This is a genomic window from Desulfovibrio sp. ZJ746 (assembly GCF_011039155.1).
Lineage (GTDB): Bacteria > Desulfobacterota > Desulfovibrionia > Desulfovibrionales > Desulfovibrionaceae > Desulfovibrio.
Window position 1 is genome coordinate 54882 of the sequence record NZ_JAAKEK010000005.1, and the last position, 17345, is coordinate 72226.

Annotated in this window: 9 protein-coding genes; 5 read left to right on the plus strand and 4 right to left on the minus strand. The window is 68.3% G+C overall.

Features of this window, described 5'->3' with window-relative positions:
- Positions 1 to 17 precede the first annotated feature (17 nt).
- The 3 genes from G7Y54_RS08765 to G7Y54_RS08775 all read left to right on the plus strand — a co-directional run bounded on the left by G7Y54_RS08765 (position 18) and on the right by G7Y54_RS08775 (position 6066).
- Positions 18 to 608 (plus strand): hypothetical protein, encoded by a 591-nt coding sequence (locus tag G7Y54_RS08765; RefSeq protein ID WP_165078936.1) that lies wholly within the window; start codon positions 18 to 20, stop codon positions 606 to 608.
- 185 nt (positions 609 to 793) lie between these two features.
- Positions 794 to 2071 carry a DNA repair exonuclease gene (locus G7Y54_RS08770; RefSeq protein ID WP_165078937.1) on the plus strand — a complete coding sequence of 426 codons (1278 nt, stop codon included), beginning with the start codon at positions 794 to 796 and terminating at the stop codon, positions 2069 to 2071.
- Complete coding sequence (locus tag G7Y54_RS08775; protein ID WP_165078938.1) at positions 2071 to 6066, plus strand: AAA family ATPase; 3996 nt, start codon at positions 2071 to 2073, stop codon at positions 6064 to 6066. The genes G7Y54_RS08770 and G7Y54_RS08775 overlap by 1 nt, the downstream gene beginning before the upstream one ends.
- Before the next feature lie 65 nt (positions 6067 to 6131).
- On the opposite strand, the gene G7Y54_RS08780 is transcribed toward G7Y54_RS08775, so the two are convergent.
- The 4 genes from G7Y54_RS08780 to G7Y54_RS08795 all read right to left on the minus strand — a co-directional run bounded on the left by G7Y54_RS08780 (position 6132) and on the right by G7Y54_RS08795 (position 13315).
- On the minus strand, positions 6132 to 8828 hold the full coding sequence (locus tag G7Y54_RS08780; RefSeq protein WP_165078939.1) for an autotransporter outer membrane beta-barrel domain-containing protein: 2697 nt from the start codon (positions 8826 to 8828) through the stop codon (positions 6132 to 6134).
- 177 nt (positions 8829 to 9005) lie between these two features.
- Positions 9006 to 10589 (minus strand): DUF4139 domain-containing protein, encoded by a 1584-nt coding sequence (locus tag G7Y54_RS08785; protein ID WP_165078940.1) that lies wholly within the window; start codon positions 10587 to 10589, stop codon positions 9006 to 9008.
- A 37-nt stretch (positions 10590 to 10626) separates the two neighbouring features.
- Positions 10627 to 12309, minus strand: a complete 1683-nt coding sequence (gene ettA / locus G7Y54_RS08790; protein ID WP_165078941.1) for an energy-dependent translational throttle protein EttA — start codon at positions 12307 to 12309, stop codon at positions 10627 to 10629.
- 166 nt (positions 12310 to 12475) lie between these two features.
- Entirely contained in the window at positions 12476 to 13315 is an 840-nt protein-coding gene (locus G7Y54_RS08795; RefSeq protein WP_165078942.1) for a C-GCAxxG-C-C family (seleno)protein, read from the minus strand.
- Between the two features lie 353 nt (positions 13316 to 13668).
- On the opposite strand from G7Y54_RS08795, the gene dnaK reads away from it, so the two are divergent.
- Both dnaK and G7Y54_RS08805 read left to right on the plus strand, forming a co-directional pair.
- Complete coding sequence (dnaK, locus tag G7Y54_RS08800) at positions 13669 to 15588, plus strand: molecular chaperone DnaK (RefSeq protein WP_165078943.1); 1920 nt, start codon at positions 13669 to 13671, stop codon at positions 15586 to 15588.
- Between the two features lie 300 nt (positions 15589 to 15888).
- The gene (locus tag G7Y54_RS08805; protein ID WP_165078944.1) at positions 15889 to 17331 is read left to right on the plus strand and encodes a hypothetical protein; all 1443 of its coding nucleotides are present in this window, start codon (positions 15889 to 15891) and stop codon (positions 17329 to 17331) included.
- Positions 17332 to 17345: the final 14 nt, after the last annotated feature.

The following is a 17345-nucleotide window of genomic DNA, read 5'->3' on the forward strand; positions in this document are numbered from 1 at the left end:
CACCAAGCGAGCCTGCCATGAACACCCGCAAGATCCGCGAAGACCTGGGCCGCGTCCGGACCTGTGTGCAAAGGCGCGAATATCCGCGCGCCGTTTTCCTGCTCACCACGGCCCTGCTGGAGCTCGGCGGCCAGACCGCCCCGACGGACCTGCGCGGCGATTACCGCACGGCCATCGCCGACATTTGCGCCGACCCCGCCTACAAGAAGGAATACTCCCAGCCCGTTGCCTACCAGCCCGGCAAAGAACGCGAACTGCTCGCCTTCTTCAACAAGTTTTACAAGCAGGTCATGGGGCAGGAGGAAGAGGAGGACTACGAAGCCACCCTCCAGCGCAAGCTCCAGCTCGATCGCTGCATCAGCGACGGCAAGGCCTTTCTCGCCGAGCACAAGGTCCATGAGGCGGAAGAATGCTTCATCGAGGCCTTCAAGCACTACAAGAACGAATTTGCTGCCTATGGCATGGTCGCCCGTGCCCTGCTCGACGCCGGGGAATATGTGCGCGCGCTCGGCCATGTGAAGAAGGGCCTCACCGAAAAGCCCGACGATGCCGAGCTTCGGCGCATCGCGGAGGAGTGCCTGCGCCTGCGCGCCCAGGCCGGCCGCTGATTTTTCGGGCGCGGTGCCTTTCTGGCCTTCGCTCCGCTTCCCTCCGCGCCTTCCTTGCCTCTCGCACCTCCCGCTTCAGCGTCCCGGCCTTGCCGTCCGGGGGCCGCTCCCCGCGCCTTGCCAGCCGCCTAGAAAAAGTCTAGAATTTCTTTTTCTGTCTCTTCATTCGCGCAGTGAGGCGCAGCATGGACGAAATCCGCTACATCCACGCGGCAGATCTGCATCTTGACACGCCCTTCCGCGGCCTCGCCCAGAATACGGCGCAGGGCGGGCGCCTCGCCCGGCTGCTTCACGAGGCCACCTTCATCGCCCTCGAGCGGCTCATCAGTTGCTGCGAGCGGGAAAAGCCGGACTTCCTCGTCCTTTCCGGCGACATCTACAACCAAGAAGACCACAGCGTGAAGGCGCAGCTCGCCCTGCGCGACGGCTGCCTGCGCCTCTCGCGCCTGGGCATCCCTGTCTTCATCGCCCACGGCAACCATGACCCGCTCTCCTCCAGGCTCATGTCCGTGGAGTGGCCCGACAATGTGGTGATCTTCGGTGCCGAGCCCGAGACCCATCCCCTCCTGCGCGATGGCGCGCCGCTCGCCCTGATCCATGGCGTCAGTCATGGCCGCCCCAAGGAGGGCCGCAACCTCGCCCGCCTCTTCCGGCGCGACGCCGGGCAGGACTGCTTCCAGCTCGGCGTGCTCCACTGCGCCGTGCAGGGGCAGGCGGCGGAGCGCTACGCGCCCTGCACGCTCGAAGACCTCGTGGCCACGGGCCTCGACGCCTGGGCCCTCGGGCATGTGCATGAGCGCTGCATCCTTTCGGAGCAGCCCTTCATCGCCTATCCGGGCAACACGCAGGGCCTGCACATCAACGAGACGGGGCCGCGCGGCTGCCTGATCGTCACGGCGGCGCCCCATGCGGGCGGCTGGCGCTGCCAGGCGGAATTCCGCGCGCTCGGCCCCGTGCAGTGGGAGAAGCTGGCGCTCGATCTTGAAAACGTGGATCACCTCGACGAGGTGGAACGCCGGCTCACCGACGCCCTGACGCGCCTTGGCGAGGACGCGCCCCCCACCTGCGAGGCGGTCATCGCCCGCGTGACGCTGGCCGGGCGCACCCCTCTGGATGCCCTGCTGCGCAAGGCGGCCACAGCGGACGACCTTGCGGAGCGCCTCCAGCATCTCGCCGGGGACACGCCGGGCACCTGGCTCAAGGACCTCAGGGTGGAAACGCGCTCGCTCGCCGAGCGCGAGGAGCTGCTGCGCCGCGAGGACCTTTTGGGCGAGACCGCGCGCCTCGCCCGCGAGATGCGCGAAAGCCCCGAGGCCCTGCATGCGCTGGCCGGCCCGGCCCTCGAACCGCTCTTCGCGCACAGCCGCCTCAGGAAGGCGCTCACGCCCCCGGACGAGGAACAGCTCGGCGCGCTCCTCGACGAGGCCGAACGCCTTTGCCTCGACCTGCTGGAGGAACGCTGATGTATATCGAATCCTTCCACATCGACGGCTTCGGCGCCCTCTCCGGCGTGGAGGTGGAGGGCCTTGCGCCGGGCCTTAGCATCTTTCTCGGGCGCAACGAGGCGGGCAAGTCCACCTGCCTCGAATTTCTGCGCACCATGCTCACGGGCTATCCCAATCCCCGCGCCAGCGAAGCGCGGCGCAGTTTCGCGCCCGTTAGCGGAGGCCTCGCTGGTGGGAGCCTGACTTTGCGCTGCCCGGGGGCGGACGGCGCCGCCGAGACCATCCACCTCACCCGCCGCCCCGGGCCCTCGGGGGGCACCGTGACCCTGAACCTCCCCGACGGCGCCCCGCTTTCCCCGGATGTGCTCCGCCAACTGCTCTTTGGGGTGGACCGCGAGGTCTACCGCTCGGTGTTTGGATTCAGCCTGGGCGAGCTCGAGAATTTCGAGAGCCTTGACGGCGAGGGCGTGCGCAATGCGCTCTATGGGGCGAGCTTCGGGCCCGGGCTGCGCGCTCCGGGCGAGGCGCTGAAGCTGCTGGAAAAGCAGGAGGAGGAGATCTTCCGGCGCGGTGGCAGCAAGCCCGCGCTCAACGCGGCCCTCGGCCAGCTGGAGGCGCTGCGCGCCCGCATCGAGGATGTGACCGCCGAATGCGCCGGTTTTGACGCCCTTGCCGAGGATTTCGCCAAGAAGAAGGCGGAGCTCGCCGCCCTGCGCGCCCGCAAGGCAGACCTCGAAGACGAGCGCCGCCACCTTGAACGCCGCCTCGGCGTGTGGCGCCAGTGGGACGAATGGCGCATGGCCGGCGCGCGCCTCGAACGGCTCACACCCGTGCGCGAAGACTTCCCGGAGGATGGCGCCGCCAGGCTGGCGCGCCTTGAGGAGGCCCGCGAGGCCTGCGAACGCCAGGTTGCCGCCCGGGAGGAAAAGCTCGCGCGGCTTCGGCAGCGTCTTGAAGCCGTCAGTGTGGATGCGGCTCTCTTGGCGGCGCTCCCCGAGCTTCGCCGGCTTTCCGAGCGCAAGAGCGGCTACCGGCAAGCCCTCGGCCAGATCGGCGTCCTTGAGGAAAGCGTGCGGCGCGCAGAAGCCGCCCTCGCGCACGGCCTCGCCCAGCTGGGCCCGGGCTGGAGCCCCCAGCGCATCCGCGAAACCGACCGCTCCCTCTTTGCCCGCGAGGGGCTGGAAAGGCAGGCGCGCGAAATGACCGCCGCGGTCACCGCGCACCAGGCCGCCATCGACGGCCTCACGCGCGCCAACCGCGACGTGGAGGCCGCCGAGCGCGCTGTGAACGCCGCGCGGGACGCGCTTGCGGTGCTGCCCGCGCCCGTGGCCGAGCTTTCGGACGAGGCCCGGGACGAACTGCGCCAGGCCATGGCGCGCCTTGAGGAAAAGCGCCGCCTCATCCCGGCCCGCGAGCGCGCCGTCGAACAGGCCCGCACGGCCTTTGGCCGCGCCTTCGACCAGTTGCGCGTGACGGGCATGCCGCTTCCGGCCGCAGGCCCGGCAGCCGCCGTTGAGGACGCCAGCGCCCTTCTGGACGGCCTGCTGGCCCGGCAGGAGGACGCCCTTGGCGTGGCCCGCAGCATGCAGGCGCGCCTCCAGGAGGCGGCGGACATCACCACCGCGGTGCGCCAGGCCGAGGAGCGGGCCGAAACCGTGAAAAAACGCATGGACAGCCTGCGCGAGGCGCAGCGCAATGCCGGCGGCCAGACCCGCGAGGCGCTGGACGCCCGCGCGAGCGCCCTGCGCGCCCTGCGCGCCCTTTCGGCCAACATGTCCACCGAGCGCGACCGCCTGCAGGAGCTCGACAACCGCATCTCGTCGGAGCAGGCGCCGGCGCCGGTGATGAGCGTGCCGCTCATCGTGGTGGGCGCCCTGCTCATCCTCAGCGGCGGGGGCATCCTCCTCGCGCACTGGCTGCTCGGCATCACGGAATACGCGCTCACGCCCGAGATCAGCCTGCCCGTCACCCTGTGGTCCGGTTATCTCGTACTCGCGAGCGGCGTGGGCTTCCTCGCGGGGGGGCTCCCGCGCAGCGGGCCCGAGGCCCGGCGCTTCCAGCGGGAGATGGCGCAACTGCAAAGCCGGCGCGAAACCTGCGCGCTGCATGTGGCGGAACTGGGCGACCAGACCCGCCAGCTCTGCGCGGCCGCAGGCGTGGACAGCATGGACCTTGTCACACTGGAAGCCACGGAAATGCTCCTCGAGCGGGAGCGCGAACAGTGCTTCCATGAGGAGCGCGCCCGGCGCGACATGGAGGCGCTCAAGCGCGAATACGCCGAGGCCCGCTCCCTGCTCGCCACGCTGGAAAGCCGCGCCCATGAGAAGGAAAGCGAGGTGCAGCAGGCGCGGCGCCAATGGCACGGCCTCATGCAGTCGCTCCATGTGACGAGCGTGCCCTCGCCGGAAAGCGCCGCCACCTTTTTCGCCCGGGCGGAATCCGCGCGCCTCGCCTTCGGGGGCGTTGCCGCCGCGCAGGGGGAGCTCAACGCCCTGCTGGACGAGGTGAACGCCCTTGAGGCCCGTGCGTCCGCCGTGCCGCCCGTGGCCGCCCGCATGGCGGAGGGCGGACTTTCCCTCGAGGAGGCCGTGCGCGAGGTCATGGACGCCTGCCGCGAGGCCGATGCCGCGCGCGAGCAGCGCATCCGCGCCGCATCGACGCTCCAGAACCACGAGAACGAGCTGGAGCGCGCCCAAGCGCGCCAGCGCGAGGCCTCGGACAGGCTGCGCGCCGACGAGGCCAGGCTTTCCGAGGCGCGGAGCGCCTGGGGACAGTGCCTGGCCGGGCTCGGGCTGGAGCAGGACTTGGACCCCGAGACCGTGCGCGAAGCCTTCAAGCTCATGGAAGACTGCCTCGACGCCGAAGCGCAGCTTGAGCGGGCGCGCGGGGAACTCGCCCAGACCCGCGCGGAGCTCGCCGCGCTCGAGGAGCCCCTCACCGCCCTCGCCGAAAACCTCGCTCGCCTCCCGGAGCGCGATGCGGACGCCGCCTGCGACTGGCTCGCCACCCTCGACGCCCTCTTCGCCGATGCGGAAAGCGCGGCCGGCGCCGAGGCCGAACGCCAGCGGCTCGCAGGGCTGCTCTCCGAAGAGGAGGACGAACTCCGGGCCGAAATGGCGGCCCTCGACATGGCGCGGGAGCGGGAGCGTAACCTGCTGGCCCGGGCCGGCGCGGGCGATGCGGAGGACTTTCTGCGATTGGCCGCGCTGCTTGTGGAATACCGCGAGCTCACCCGGCGCCGGCAGGACCTGGAGGACGCCCTCAGGCTCGCCGCCGATACACGGCCGCTCGAGGAATTCCTTGCATCCTTCCATGAAGGCGACCAGGAAACGCAGGAGAAGCGCCTCGCCGCCGTCCAGGCGGAACTTGACGCCATGGGCGACGCCGAGCAGGACCTGGCCGGCCGAGTGGCGGGGCTCAGCGCGCGCGTGGGCGCGCTCTCGCGCGACGAGGAGCTGGCCCGCATGCGCCAGGAGGAGGCCTCGCTCCTCGAGCGCATGGAGCGCATGGCCCTCGCCTGGAGCCGCCGCGCGCTTGCCGCGGCCCTGTTGCGGCAGGCCAAGCTGAGCTTTGAAAAGGAGCGCCAGCCCGAGGTCATCCGCGAGGCGTCGGCCATCTTCTCGACCATCACGGACGGCCGCTGGCGCGGCATCAGCGCCTCGCTGGAGGACGCGAGCCTGCTCATCCTGCCCCCCGCGGGCGAACCCGTGGAGCCGCAGTTCCTGAGCCGGGGCGCGCAGGAGCAGGCCTATCTCGCGCTCAGGCTCGCCTATATCAAAAGCCACGCCCTGCACGCCGCGCCGCTGCCCGTCATCATGGACGAAGTGCTCGTCAACTTCGATCCCGAACGCGCCCAGCGCACGGCCCGCGCTTTCGCCGACCTCGCGGCCGGCCGCGACGGCCACCAGATCCTCTACTTCACCTGCCAGCCGCACATGGTGGACGTGCTGCGCGCGGCCGCGCCGGACGCCCCGCTCTTCAAGGTGGAAAACGGCCGTATCGCCGCCGCCTGAACGCAAGATGCGCCCCGTGCTTTCACGGGGCGCATCCCTGGCACGCCGGCGACCCAGGCCTTTCGCTAAAACTGGTAGCTGAAGCTCGCCGTCACCCCCTGGGCCGAGGTTTTCAGGCCGCCCTGAAAACTGTAGCCCAAGCCGAAGGCCATGTCGCCGCCCGAAAATTCCACGCCTAGGGCGCCGCGCCAGGTGATGTGGTCCATGATCTGCGTTTCCAGCTCCACATCGGTGCGCGTGCCCGTAAAGCGGATGTTCGTCTTCGCGTCCATGTCTCCGGCCGCGGGAATGACCGAGAGATCCAGCATGGGGCGGCAGCGCCAGCCGCTTGGCAGCGGAAGCTCGCGCGAGAAGGCCACGCCCACGGGGAAGGTCCAGATGTTCTGGTGCATGGCCTCGCCTTCCAGAACCGTGCCATTGCTCTTCACGTCATAACTCTCCGTATTCAGGTAGAGGTAGCGGACACCGGCGTGCGGCGTCACGTCCAACCAGGGCGTAGGGATGCGGTATTCGGCGCGCAGGCCCGCGCCGAGTGCCCAAGAGGACACGTCGCTCTTGAGTGGGCGCATCTGCATGCCCGCGGGCAGGTCCTGCGTGAGGCTGTTGTAGGCCGAAGTATAGGCCACGTCCGCCGCAAGGCCGAAATTGCCCTTTTGCCAGCCGGCATAGGCGCCCAGACCCCAGAAGCCCATGTTGTTGTCCGTGGGCGCGAGCTCGCCCGAGCCGCGGGCATAGCCCCCTCCAAGATTGAGGCTCAGGCCCAGGCGCAGCGCGCTCTCGAAAGTATAGTCGCAGCCGAGCGCGATGCCGCCAAGTGTACCGCTGAAATCCATGTCCCAGTTGCCGGCGGTCATGCCGAAGCCGTTGGTACTCTGGAAAAGCGGCATGATCCACAAGGCCCAGCCGTGCCGGTGAAGCGGATCCTCCACGGGCGCGCCGTCCTCGCCCATGAATTCCATGCCGCCCTCGGGCTCGGTGCCCGTGCGCTGCCCCATGGCGTTGCTGGCCGCCTGGTTGGCGGCCATGGTCATCTGCGGCACGGCGCCGAGCACGGCCATGCGCGCGGCGCTCTCGATGGTGATGGCCGCCAGCCGTGCGTCATTGCCGATATAGTCGCGGCTGGTGGCGCGGGAGAGGAAACGGATGCCCGCAATATCCGAATCCACATAGGTGGGACCCATGCTGCCCGAGCCGAAGGCCCCGTCGGCCGCCCCGGAAAGGGAGGGATCCAGCCCGGGGAACACGCTTGCGGCCGGCACCTGCCGCGTACCGATCATGCCGAATTGGGGCAGGCGCACCAGCTCCAGCAGGGGTGTCCCCGAGGCGAGGTTGGCGCCGTTCCAGGCGCTCGCGTCCGCATAGGCGCCCGCGCCGTTGAGGACCTTGTAGGTCGCCCCGTTGACGGCGTCGGGGATATAGAGCTTCGCCCCGGAGCGGACATCGAAACTGCCGCCCGAAAGGGCGCCGGCGCCATTGGCGGCCGCCGAGGCCGCGTTGACCACGAGGAGGGAACGGGGCGCAAAAATGGCGCGGCCCGGCGTCACGCCTGAGGGGCGCCCCATGACGGCGCCGTCCACCACGATGCCGGGAAGCGCGGAAAGCGCCTGCGGCTTCGCCACGGCGAGGGCCGCGGTGACCGGCCCGAGGGAGCTGCCGTCGGCCGCGTCGAACTGGCGCACAATCCAGTCGGCATCGGCGGTGCCGAGGCCCAGGGCCGCATTATGGCCCACAACCGCGCTCGCCCCCGTGGACTCCTTGAACCGCTCCACGGCCACGCGGCTGTTGACGGCGAGCAGCGTCCCGTTTTGGAGCGTCAGGGATTCGATGCCGGCGCGCGCGTGGTCGTTGACCGCAAGGCCCCGCTGCGCCACAAGCTCCCCGGCCGTGAGTTCGCCGCCGGAAACGACGGCCGGGCCGCCCACGCTCAGGCCGGCAATGGAAGATTTGCTGTTTCGGAGCGTGAAGGCGTCGGTGACGATGTTGTTGTTGGCCGCTGGATCAAGCGGCCCGGTCAGGGTGAAGCTGCCGCCCTGCATGGTGACATTGTTGGCATAGAGGCTCTGGGCCGCCAGGTTGGTGGCCACGATGTTCTGGGCCGTTATCTTGCCGCGGGGGGCCTGCAGGGTCAGCGTGGCGCCCTCGCGTTGCGTGAGGCCGTCCACCATGCGTGCGGAGATATTGCCGGAATCGCTGGTGACCACCGTATCCCCGCTCACCACCTCGAGGCCGCCATAGAGCATGATGTTGCTCCTGGCGGTGAGCACGCTGTTGTTATGCTGGTGCGGGCCGTCCGTGGGCGGGGCGGCCTGGTTGAGGAGATAATCCCAGCCGAGGGAGATGATGTTCGCGTCAATGTGGCTGTTGTCCGTCACCATCCTGCCCGTGGCAGACGTTTGGAAGATGTTGCCCGCGCTGAGCGTGCTGTTTTCCACATACATGGGGCCCATGCGAAAATTCTGCGCGGAGGTGATGACCGCGTTGCGGGCCAGCATGTGTACCGTCGGGCAACGGATGTCATTGGCGGTGACGCGGGCGCCCGAGACGGTGAGATTGGCCCCGGAGCCGGTGATGTCGTTATAGTCCGCATTGGCGTCAATGGTCGTGGCGCTGATGATGTTCAGGTTGCCCGCGGCCAAAGCCGGCGCCGCGCCCATGGCAAGCGCCGGCGCGAGGAGAGTGAGCGCCGCAAGGACGCGGCAACGCGCCCGGGCCCTTGCGAGGCAGCGGATGACGGCGAGCGAAAACGCAGTGACAGGGCCCATGCCAAGGCTCCTTTGCCCCATGCGGGCTGCTTTGAGAGTGGGCGCCATTGTTACCCGGCACGGGGCCGGAGTCAACGGGTCATGGCCCGCAAAACGCCTGCCCCGGCCCCGCGCGTGGCGGAACCGGGGCAACAGGGGCAAACACGGGCTTCAGGCGACTTGCCGCAGGGGCGCCCGTTATGGCACATCCGGGAAGAGCTGCAACTTCTCCGGCGAGGAAATGGTGACGCTGTGCTTCACGCTGGCCTTGCCGTGGCCCGGCACCTCCACGTTCCAGAACAGCATGTGCTCCTGCTCGTTCTTTTGCGCCGGCGGCTCGTCCTTCAGGGTCACGGTGACGCCCTGGTCCACGACGACCGGGGCCGGGCGCTCCAGCTTCACCATGACGGGCCGCGCGTGTCCGTTGCTCACGGTATAGGTCCACGCCCAGGTCCAGGTCTTGCTGGTGCTGATGATGCCGCTCTCGCCCTTCTTGCGGGCGTCGTCGAAGGTGCGCACGCTGACGCGCGGGTCCGCCCCGAAATAGAGCGTCGCCTCGCCCCCGCGCGGGCGGAACATGCCGGAGCCCACGCCCTGGCCGTCCACGCTGTATTCGGCCATGCCCTCGGGCCACGCCGTGTCGCCCGCAAGGTCATACTTCGCGAGCAGCCACACGCGGCTGTCGCCCCGGCTGGGCCTGGCGAGCCATTGGAGCGGCGCCTCCCAGGCGTCCGCCGTGATCAGGAGGCGCGAACGCCCCTCGGGGAGGCCCGCCTCCGCGAGCGTCCAGCTCGCATAGACCGATGTGGTGTCGGCGGCGACACCGGCATTGGCCGGGGCCGCGTCCGCGGCGCCCTCGGCCGCCACCTTGGCGCTGCGCGCCGCATTGAGGGCCAGGGGCACGGGCCTCGGCTGGGGCCTCGGCTGCGAATCCACCACCCATTCCGGCAGGGGCGCGGGCTCGCGCGGGCCTGTGCCGCGCGTGGCCAGCGTGACCTTCGTCCCCTGCCAGTCAATGCCCGAATACTGCCAGACATCGGCCATGAGGCGCACGTCGATGACGCCGCCCTTGCCTTCCTCCGGCCGGGCGTTGAAATCATAGACAGCGCTCCACCCGCAGTGGCGCCAGATGTAGGAATAGCGCACAAGGACCTTTTCCCCGGCCGGCACGGGCTTTTGCAGGGTCACGCGCACGAGCTCGCCAAGCCTCGCGCCGGCGGGCAGGCGCTCGATGCGCTGCCTGAGGAGCTTGACGCGCGCTTCCAGCATTTCCTTTTCCAGCGCAAGTTCCGGCACACTCTCGGCGATGAACCGCCCGCGCTGGGCCACGTCCTGCGCGCCGGCGTTTTCCGGCGACTGCCAGAGGGCGATGGCGGCATTGACGGCCGCAAGGCGCGCGTCGAGGCGCATGCGCTCGGTGACGAGCTCTTCCCGCGCGCGGGCGAGCGCGGCGGATTCCGTGAGCTCAACAGGCTCGGTGCTCCAGCGCACGATGGTCTGCCCGGGCACGGAGAGCTGAAGGTTGTCAGCATCCGGCGGGAGCGCGAAAACAAGGGTCTTGCCCGCCTCAGGCCCGGAAGCCTCGGGCGCAAGCCGCTCCTCCACGGCAAGGCGCCCGCCCACGGGCGAGAGCAGGGCCGTGGCCGGGCTCGCCAGCGTAAAACCGGCCGCATGCGGGCGCGCAGGCGCCGCGGCGGCCACCGGCCACGCGAGGGAGAGGCAGAGCAGCGCCCCGAACAGCGCAAGGGCACCAGCGCGGGGGATCCAATGTATCTTTGCCATGGCAAACTCCAGCAGGGGCGCCCGAAGCGGCCCCGGTTCAGCGGGTGAGCCTGCGGAACTTGAGGCGGTGCGGCGTCTCGGCCTCCTTGCCGAGGCGCTTCTTCCTGTCCTCCTCATATTCCCGGAAATTGCCCTCGAAAAAGGCCACATGGGCGTCGTCCTCAAAGGCCATGATGTGCGTGGCCACGCGGTCGAGGAACCAGCGGTCGTGGCTGATGACGAGCACGCAGCCCGCGAAGTTGTCGAGCGCGTCTTCCAAGGCGCGCATGGTGTTGACATCGATGTCGTTGGTGGGCTCGTCCAGAAGGAGCACATTGGCGCCGGACTTGAGCATCCGCGCGAGGTGCAGGCGGTTGCGCTCGCCGCCGGAGAGCACGCCGGCCTTTTTCTGCTGGTCCGCGCCATGGAAGTTGAAGCGCGTGCAGTAGGCGCGGGCGTTCACCTCGCGGCCGCCCAGGCGGATGGTTTCGTGCCCGTCGCTGATGAGCTCATACACCGTCTTGTCCGGGTCCAGCGATTCGCGGCCCTGGTCCACATGGGCGAAGACCACGCTGCCGCCTACGGTGAGGCGGCCGCTGTCCGGCTTTTCCTGCCCGGTGAGCATCTTGAAGAGCGTGGTCTTGCCAGCGCCGTTGGGGCCGATGATGCCCACGATGGCCCCGGGCGGGATGACGGCGGTCACATCCTCCATGAGCAGGCGGTCGCCCATGGCCTTGGTCACCTTGTCGAGCTCGATGACGCTCTTGCCGAGGCGCGGGCCTGGCGGGATATAGATCTGCAGGTCTGGCGCGCGCTTCTCGCTCTCGTGCGAGAGCATGGCCTCATAGGCGTTGAGGCGCGCCTTGCCCTTGGCGTGGCGCCCCTTGGGCGACATGCGGATCCACTCCAGCTCGCGCGCGAGGGTCTTCTGGCGCTCGGCCTCGGCCTTTTCCTCCCCGGCGAGGCGCTTCTGCTTCTGCTCGAGCCAGGAGGAATAGTTGCCCTTCCACGGGATGCCCCGGCCGCGGTCGAGCTCGAGTATCCAGCCGGCCACATTGTCGAGGAAGTAGCGGTCATGGGTGACGGCAATGACCGTGCCCGGGAAGGTGGAAAGATAGCGCTCGAGCCAGGCCACGGATTCGGCGTCAAGGTGGTTGGTGGGCTCGTCGAGCAAAAGGATGTCCGGGTTCTGGAGCAAAAGGCGGCAGAGCGCCACGCGGCGCCGCTCGCCGCCGGAGATCTTGTTCACCGGCATGTCGCCGGGCGGGCAGCGCAGGGCGTCCATGGCCATCTCAAGGCGCGATTCCAGATCCCACACGCCGTTCGCGTCCATCTTTTCCTGCACCTCGGCCTGGCGGGCGAGGAGCGCGTCCATCTCTTCCGGCTCCATGGGCTCGGCGAACTTGGCGTTGATCTCCTCAAATTCCTTGGCGATGGCGACGAGCGGGGCCACGCCCTCCTCCACCACCTCGCGCACGGTGCGCGTCTCGCCGGCTAGGGGCTCCTGCTCAAGGTAGCCGATAGTGTAGCCGGGCGCGAGCACGGTCTTGCCGTCAAAGGCCTCGTCCACGCCGGCCAGAATCTTGAGCAGGCTGGACTTGCCCGCGCCGTTCAAGCCGAGCACGCCGATCTTGGCGCCGTAGAAATAGGAGAGGTTGATGTCCTTCAGCACTTCCTTCTGGCCGTGCTTCTTGGACACGCGGATCATGGAATAGATGATCTTGTCCGGTTCGTTGCTCATAGGCTCCTCAGGCTTTGCCGCGGCGTGAAGGCCAGGCGGCGCGGGGAACGCTACACGGAAAGGCCCGGTTTTTCAAGGCGCGTGGGCGCCCCGGGAGAGACGGAAAACGCCGGGGCCGGCCCGGCGTTTCCTGATGCTGAAACGGCCCGCGCTGCGGGCGAAGTCCCTACGGATGGTCCTTGAACTTGTTGGAGACAGCCGGGCCGCCGCTGTGGCAGGGGGTGCAGTCCATGATGCCCTTGCCCCAGTTGGCCTCGTTGCCCTTGGTCATGTGGCATTCGCCGCAGTAAGCGACGGACTTCTGCATGGGGATGGTGCTCTTGAAGTCCTTGCCCTGCTCGATCTTGGCGTTGAGGATCTCCACGGCCTTGCGCGACACATCGGCCGTGAGGCGGCCGCAGCGCTCGCTGCGCTTCTTGCTCGTGGCCTCGATCTTGTTCTCAAAACACCACTTGGAGACCGAGAGGTGGCAGAGCACGGAATCCGAAACATTGCTCGGGATGGGCCCGGCCACGCCCTGGGCCTTGTCGCCCGGGTTGTAGATGGGCAGCGCCGTGGTCTCGTACCAGCGGAAGAGCTCGTTGACCATGGGGTTGCGCTCCTTGCGGCCCCAGAAGAGCGCGAAGGCCGCGGCCGCGCCGTAGAGCGCGCCGCAGATGGTGCCCCAGTTGGAGATGCCGCCCTTGTTGGCCTCGAGCATGGTGAAGGGGAACTGGTTGTACGGCGCGCCGTATTTCTCGCCCATGACGCCGATGATGCTGTAGAAGGTGCCGTAGCCGCAGGCATAGCCCTTGTACCAGTAGCCTTCGTAGGCCGCCACCTCGCATTCCGCGGGGTCGAGCTTGTGCGGCGTCCAGCCGAATTCGCCGTTCACCTGCGCGAAGCGCTTGTTTTCGGGCGCCGCGGGCGCCTCGGCGGCGAGGCCCGGGGCCGCCAGCCCGGCGGCGAGACCGCCCACGGCAAGGCCCCCGAGGCCGCAAAGCAGATGCCTTCTGTTACATTCCATGACTGTCCTCCCGATTAGATACTTGCGGACGCGAGCCCGCACCCCCAGCACGAAATGTGCAAAAAATCACTAGCACTTTCTGAAACTTACGTCAAGATGGCGCCGGCTTTTCCCCCGTATCCACGGCCCGTGAACGGCAGCGGCCAGCGACAGACCGGCGCCGTTACGGTACGCGGCGCGCCTCTTGAACTATCCCGCACTTTCCGAAAAAAATTTTGCGTTTGCCACTGGACGCCGGCCCAATCATGCTTATTGTCTCCCGGTGTGGAACGCGCGGCGCCGCTTCCCCATTTTTGGCAACCGCCGCGCAAGTTTCGGTCACCCATGCAGAATTCCCCGAGGAGGAATGACATATGTCAAAGATTATCGGCATCGACCTGGGCACCACCAACTCCTGCGTCTATGTCATGGAAGGCAAGGAACCCAAGTGCATCACCAATCCCGAGGGCGGCCGCACCACGCCGTCCGTCGTTGCCTTCACCGACAAGGAACGCCTGGTGGGCGAGATCGCCAAGCGCCAGGCCGTGACCAACCCCAAGCGCACCATTTTCGCCATCAAGCGCCTCATGGGCCGCAAGTACAACAGCCCCGAGGTGGAGCGCTGGAAGGAAAATTCCCCGTACGCCATCGTGGAAACGCCCAATGGCGATGCCGGTGTCGAGGTTGACGGCCGCGTCTACAGCGCGCCGGAAATCTCGGCCATGATCCTTGCAAAGCTGAAGGCCGATGCCGAAGCCTACCTCGGCGAAACGGTGAGCGAAGCCGTCATCACCGTGCCCGCCTACTTCAACGACGCCCAGCGCCAGGCCACCAAGGACGCCGGGCGCATCGCCGGCCTTGAGGTCAAGCGTATCATCAACGAGCCCACGGCCGCGTCGCTCGCCTATGGCGCCGACAAGAAGACCAACGAAAAGATCGGCGTTTTCGACCTTGGCGGCGGCACCTTCGATATTTCCATCCTCGAAGTGGGCGACGGCGTCGTGGAAGTGCGTTCCACCAACGGCGACACCTTCTTGGGCGGCGAAGACTTCGACCAGCGCATCATCAACTACCTCGTCGAGGAGTTCAAGAAGGAGAACGGCATCGACCTCTCCAAGGACAGCATGGCCCTGCAGCGCCTGAAGGAAGCCGCGGAAAAGGCCAAGAAGGAACTGTCCACGGCCATGGAGACGGAGATCAACCTGCCCTTCATCACCGCCGATGCGAGCGGCCCGCGCCACATGCTCATCAAGCTCACGCGCGCCAAGCTCGACTCGCTCGTCAGCGACCTCGTCGACCGCACCATCGAGCCCTGCAACCAGGCCCTTACCGACGCCGGCCTCGACCCCAACCAGGTCAACGAAGTGCTGCTCGTGGGCGGCATGACCCGCATGCCCCTCGTCCAGCAGACCGTGGGCAAGTTCTTCGGCAAGGAGCCCAACCGCTCGGTCAACCCTGACGAGGTGGTCGCCATGGGCGCCGCCATCCAGGGCGGCATCCTCACCGGCGATGTGAAGGACGTGCTCCTTCTCGACGTGACCCCGCTCTCCCTCGGCATCGAGACCATGGGCGGCGTGTTCACCAAGCTCATCGACCGCAACACCACCATCCCGACCCGCAAGAGCCAGGTGTTCACCACGGCCGCCGACAACCAGCCCTCGGTGTCCATCCACGTGCTTCAGGGCGAGCGCCCCATGGCCGCGGACAACATGACGCTGGCCCGCTTCGACCTCACCGGCATTCCGCCGGCGCCGCGCGGCGTGCCGCAGATCGAGGTCTCCTTTGACATCGACGCCAACGGCATCGTGAACGTCTCCGCCAAGGACATGGGCACCGGCAAGGAGCAGTCCATCAAGATCACCGCTTCTTCCGGCCTCTCGGAAGACGACATCCAGCGCCTGGTGCGCGAGGCCGAGGCCCACGCAAGCGACGACAAGAAGAAGCAGGAGCTCATCGAGGCCCGCAACCATGCCGACAGCCTGATCTATGGCACCGAGAAGTCCCTCGCCGACCTCGGCGACAAGGCCGACGCCTCGGTCAAGGGCGACATCGAGACCCGCATCGCCGACCTGCGCAAGCTCATGGAAGGCGAAGACGCCGCGGCCATCAAGCACGCGGCCGACGAGCTCGCCAAGGCTTCGCACAAGCTCGCCGAGCAGCTCTACCAGCAGCAGGCCCAGCAGGCCGGCGCCCAGCCTGGCGCGGACGCCGGGGCGACCGGCGGCGCCGCGGGCGGCCAGGCCGGTGGCAACGACGATGTGGTGGATGCGGACTTCACCGAAGTGAAGAAGTAGCCAACACACCCAAGCGGAATATCAGCGGGCAGCCCCGAGGGGCTGCCCGTTTTGGTTTAACGCCCCGAGGGCCCGCTGTTCCCAAAGCAGCAGGGAGTGCCTGTGCCGCTTCGGGAGCCGCGGCGCATTTGCAAAAGCGGCCGGCGTTCATGATGAGAACACCCCTCCGGGCTGCACGGCACCGGGCGGCTTTTATGGCGCGGAGTGCCCGCCCCACGCACCCACGACAGCTTGCCACGCCGCGCGCCGTGTATTAAAGTGCGCCGTCCACTTCCGACATTTCGTCCACAAGGAATCGCCATGCCCGCCCGCGCCATGACTTCCCTGTTCCCTGCCCCTTTGCTCAAGCCCGTGGCCTTCCGGGCGCTGGCCTGTGTGCTGGCGCTTGGCCTTTGCGGCTGCCAGTTCCCGTTCGTCGGCAAGCGCGCAGTCGCGCCCGAGCCCGCAGCCCCGCCGCAGCCGGCCTGCGTGGTGCTGGCGCTCCCGGCTTCCGGCCCCTATGCGGCCATCGCAACGAAAATCAAGCGCGGTGCCGAGGCCGCACAGCAGGAGCTCACCGGCGCGGGAGCCCCCTTGCGGCTCGAGACCGTCAACACCGAAGCCCCGGACTGGCTCACCACGCTGGCGGCGCTCCCCGCCTCCTGCGCGGTGGTGGGGGGCCCCTTGCGCGACGCGGCCTACGAGCAGGCGCAGAAAGCCGGCGCCCTTGAGCAGCGGGCCTTTTTCGCCTTCGTGCCCAACCTCAAGTTCGGCGAGGAAGGCGCCCGGGCCTGGCGCTTTTTCCCGAGCCCGCAGGACCAGGTTGAGGCCCTCGTGGCCTTTGCCACGGATGACCTTGGCATCCGCTCCTACGGCACCTTCCACCCGGGCGACGCCTATGCCACGCGCATGACCGGCATCCTCGCGCAAAACCTCGCCAAACGGCATATCCCGCTGCGCCAGGCCTCCTACAACGCGGCGGACCCGACCTCGTGGAGCGACGCCGCGCAGCCGCTCATCAATCCTGTGGTGGCCGAGGGCAGCTCGACCCCGGTGCCGCAGACGGAATTTGAAGCGCTCTTCCTGCCCGATTCCTGGAAAAACGTCGACATGATCACCCAGAGCCTGCTCTACAACGGCGAGGACCGCCTGGTGCTCCTCGGCACCACCCTCTGGGAACAGGGCCTTTCGGGCAGGCAGGTGCCTCGCGCGGAAAATTTCGCCCTGGCGGTCTTTCCCGGCGCGTGGAACGCGCAGCACGCGCCCGGCGCCCTCAAGGGCCAAGGCAATGATTTCTGGACGGCCCTCGGCTATGATTTCGTCAATTTCGCCACAGCCCTCGCCCTCGATGCGCGCCTGACCACGCCGCAGGTCACGGCCCGGGCGCAGCGCGCGGCCACCGCGGTGCGCGGCATGGCCCCCCTCACCTATGATGACGCGGGCGTGGCCCACCAGAAGCTCTATCTCTTCCAGGTCTCGCCCTCGGGCATGAAGCCCCTCGATGCGGCGCAGTTCCGCGATACGCGCGCGGCCGTGCTCGAGCGCGCCGCCCTGCGCATGCAGGGCCTCCCCAGCGTGGACGCGCAGGGCAATCCGCTGGTCCCCGGTGCGCCCGGGGCTCCGTCAGCGCCGGCCGTCACCACCGGCGAGACGGGGCTCCCCACCACAACGCCTGTCGCCGCGCCCGCGGCAACGCCCGGTGCGCCCGTGCTCGACACCACCCCCCGCCCCTCCTACAAGCTGCGCCTGCCCGGCAGCCGCTGATCCAGAGAGGATAG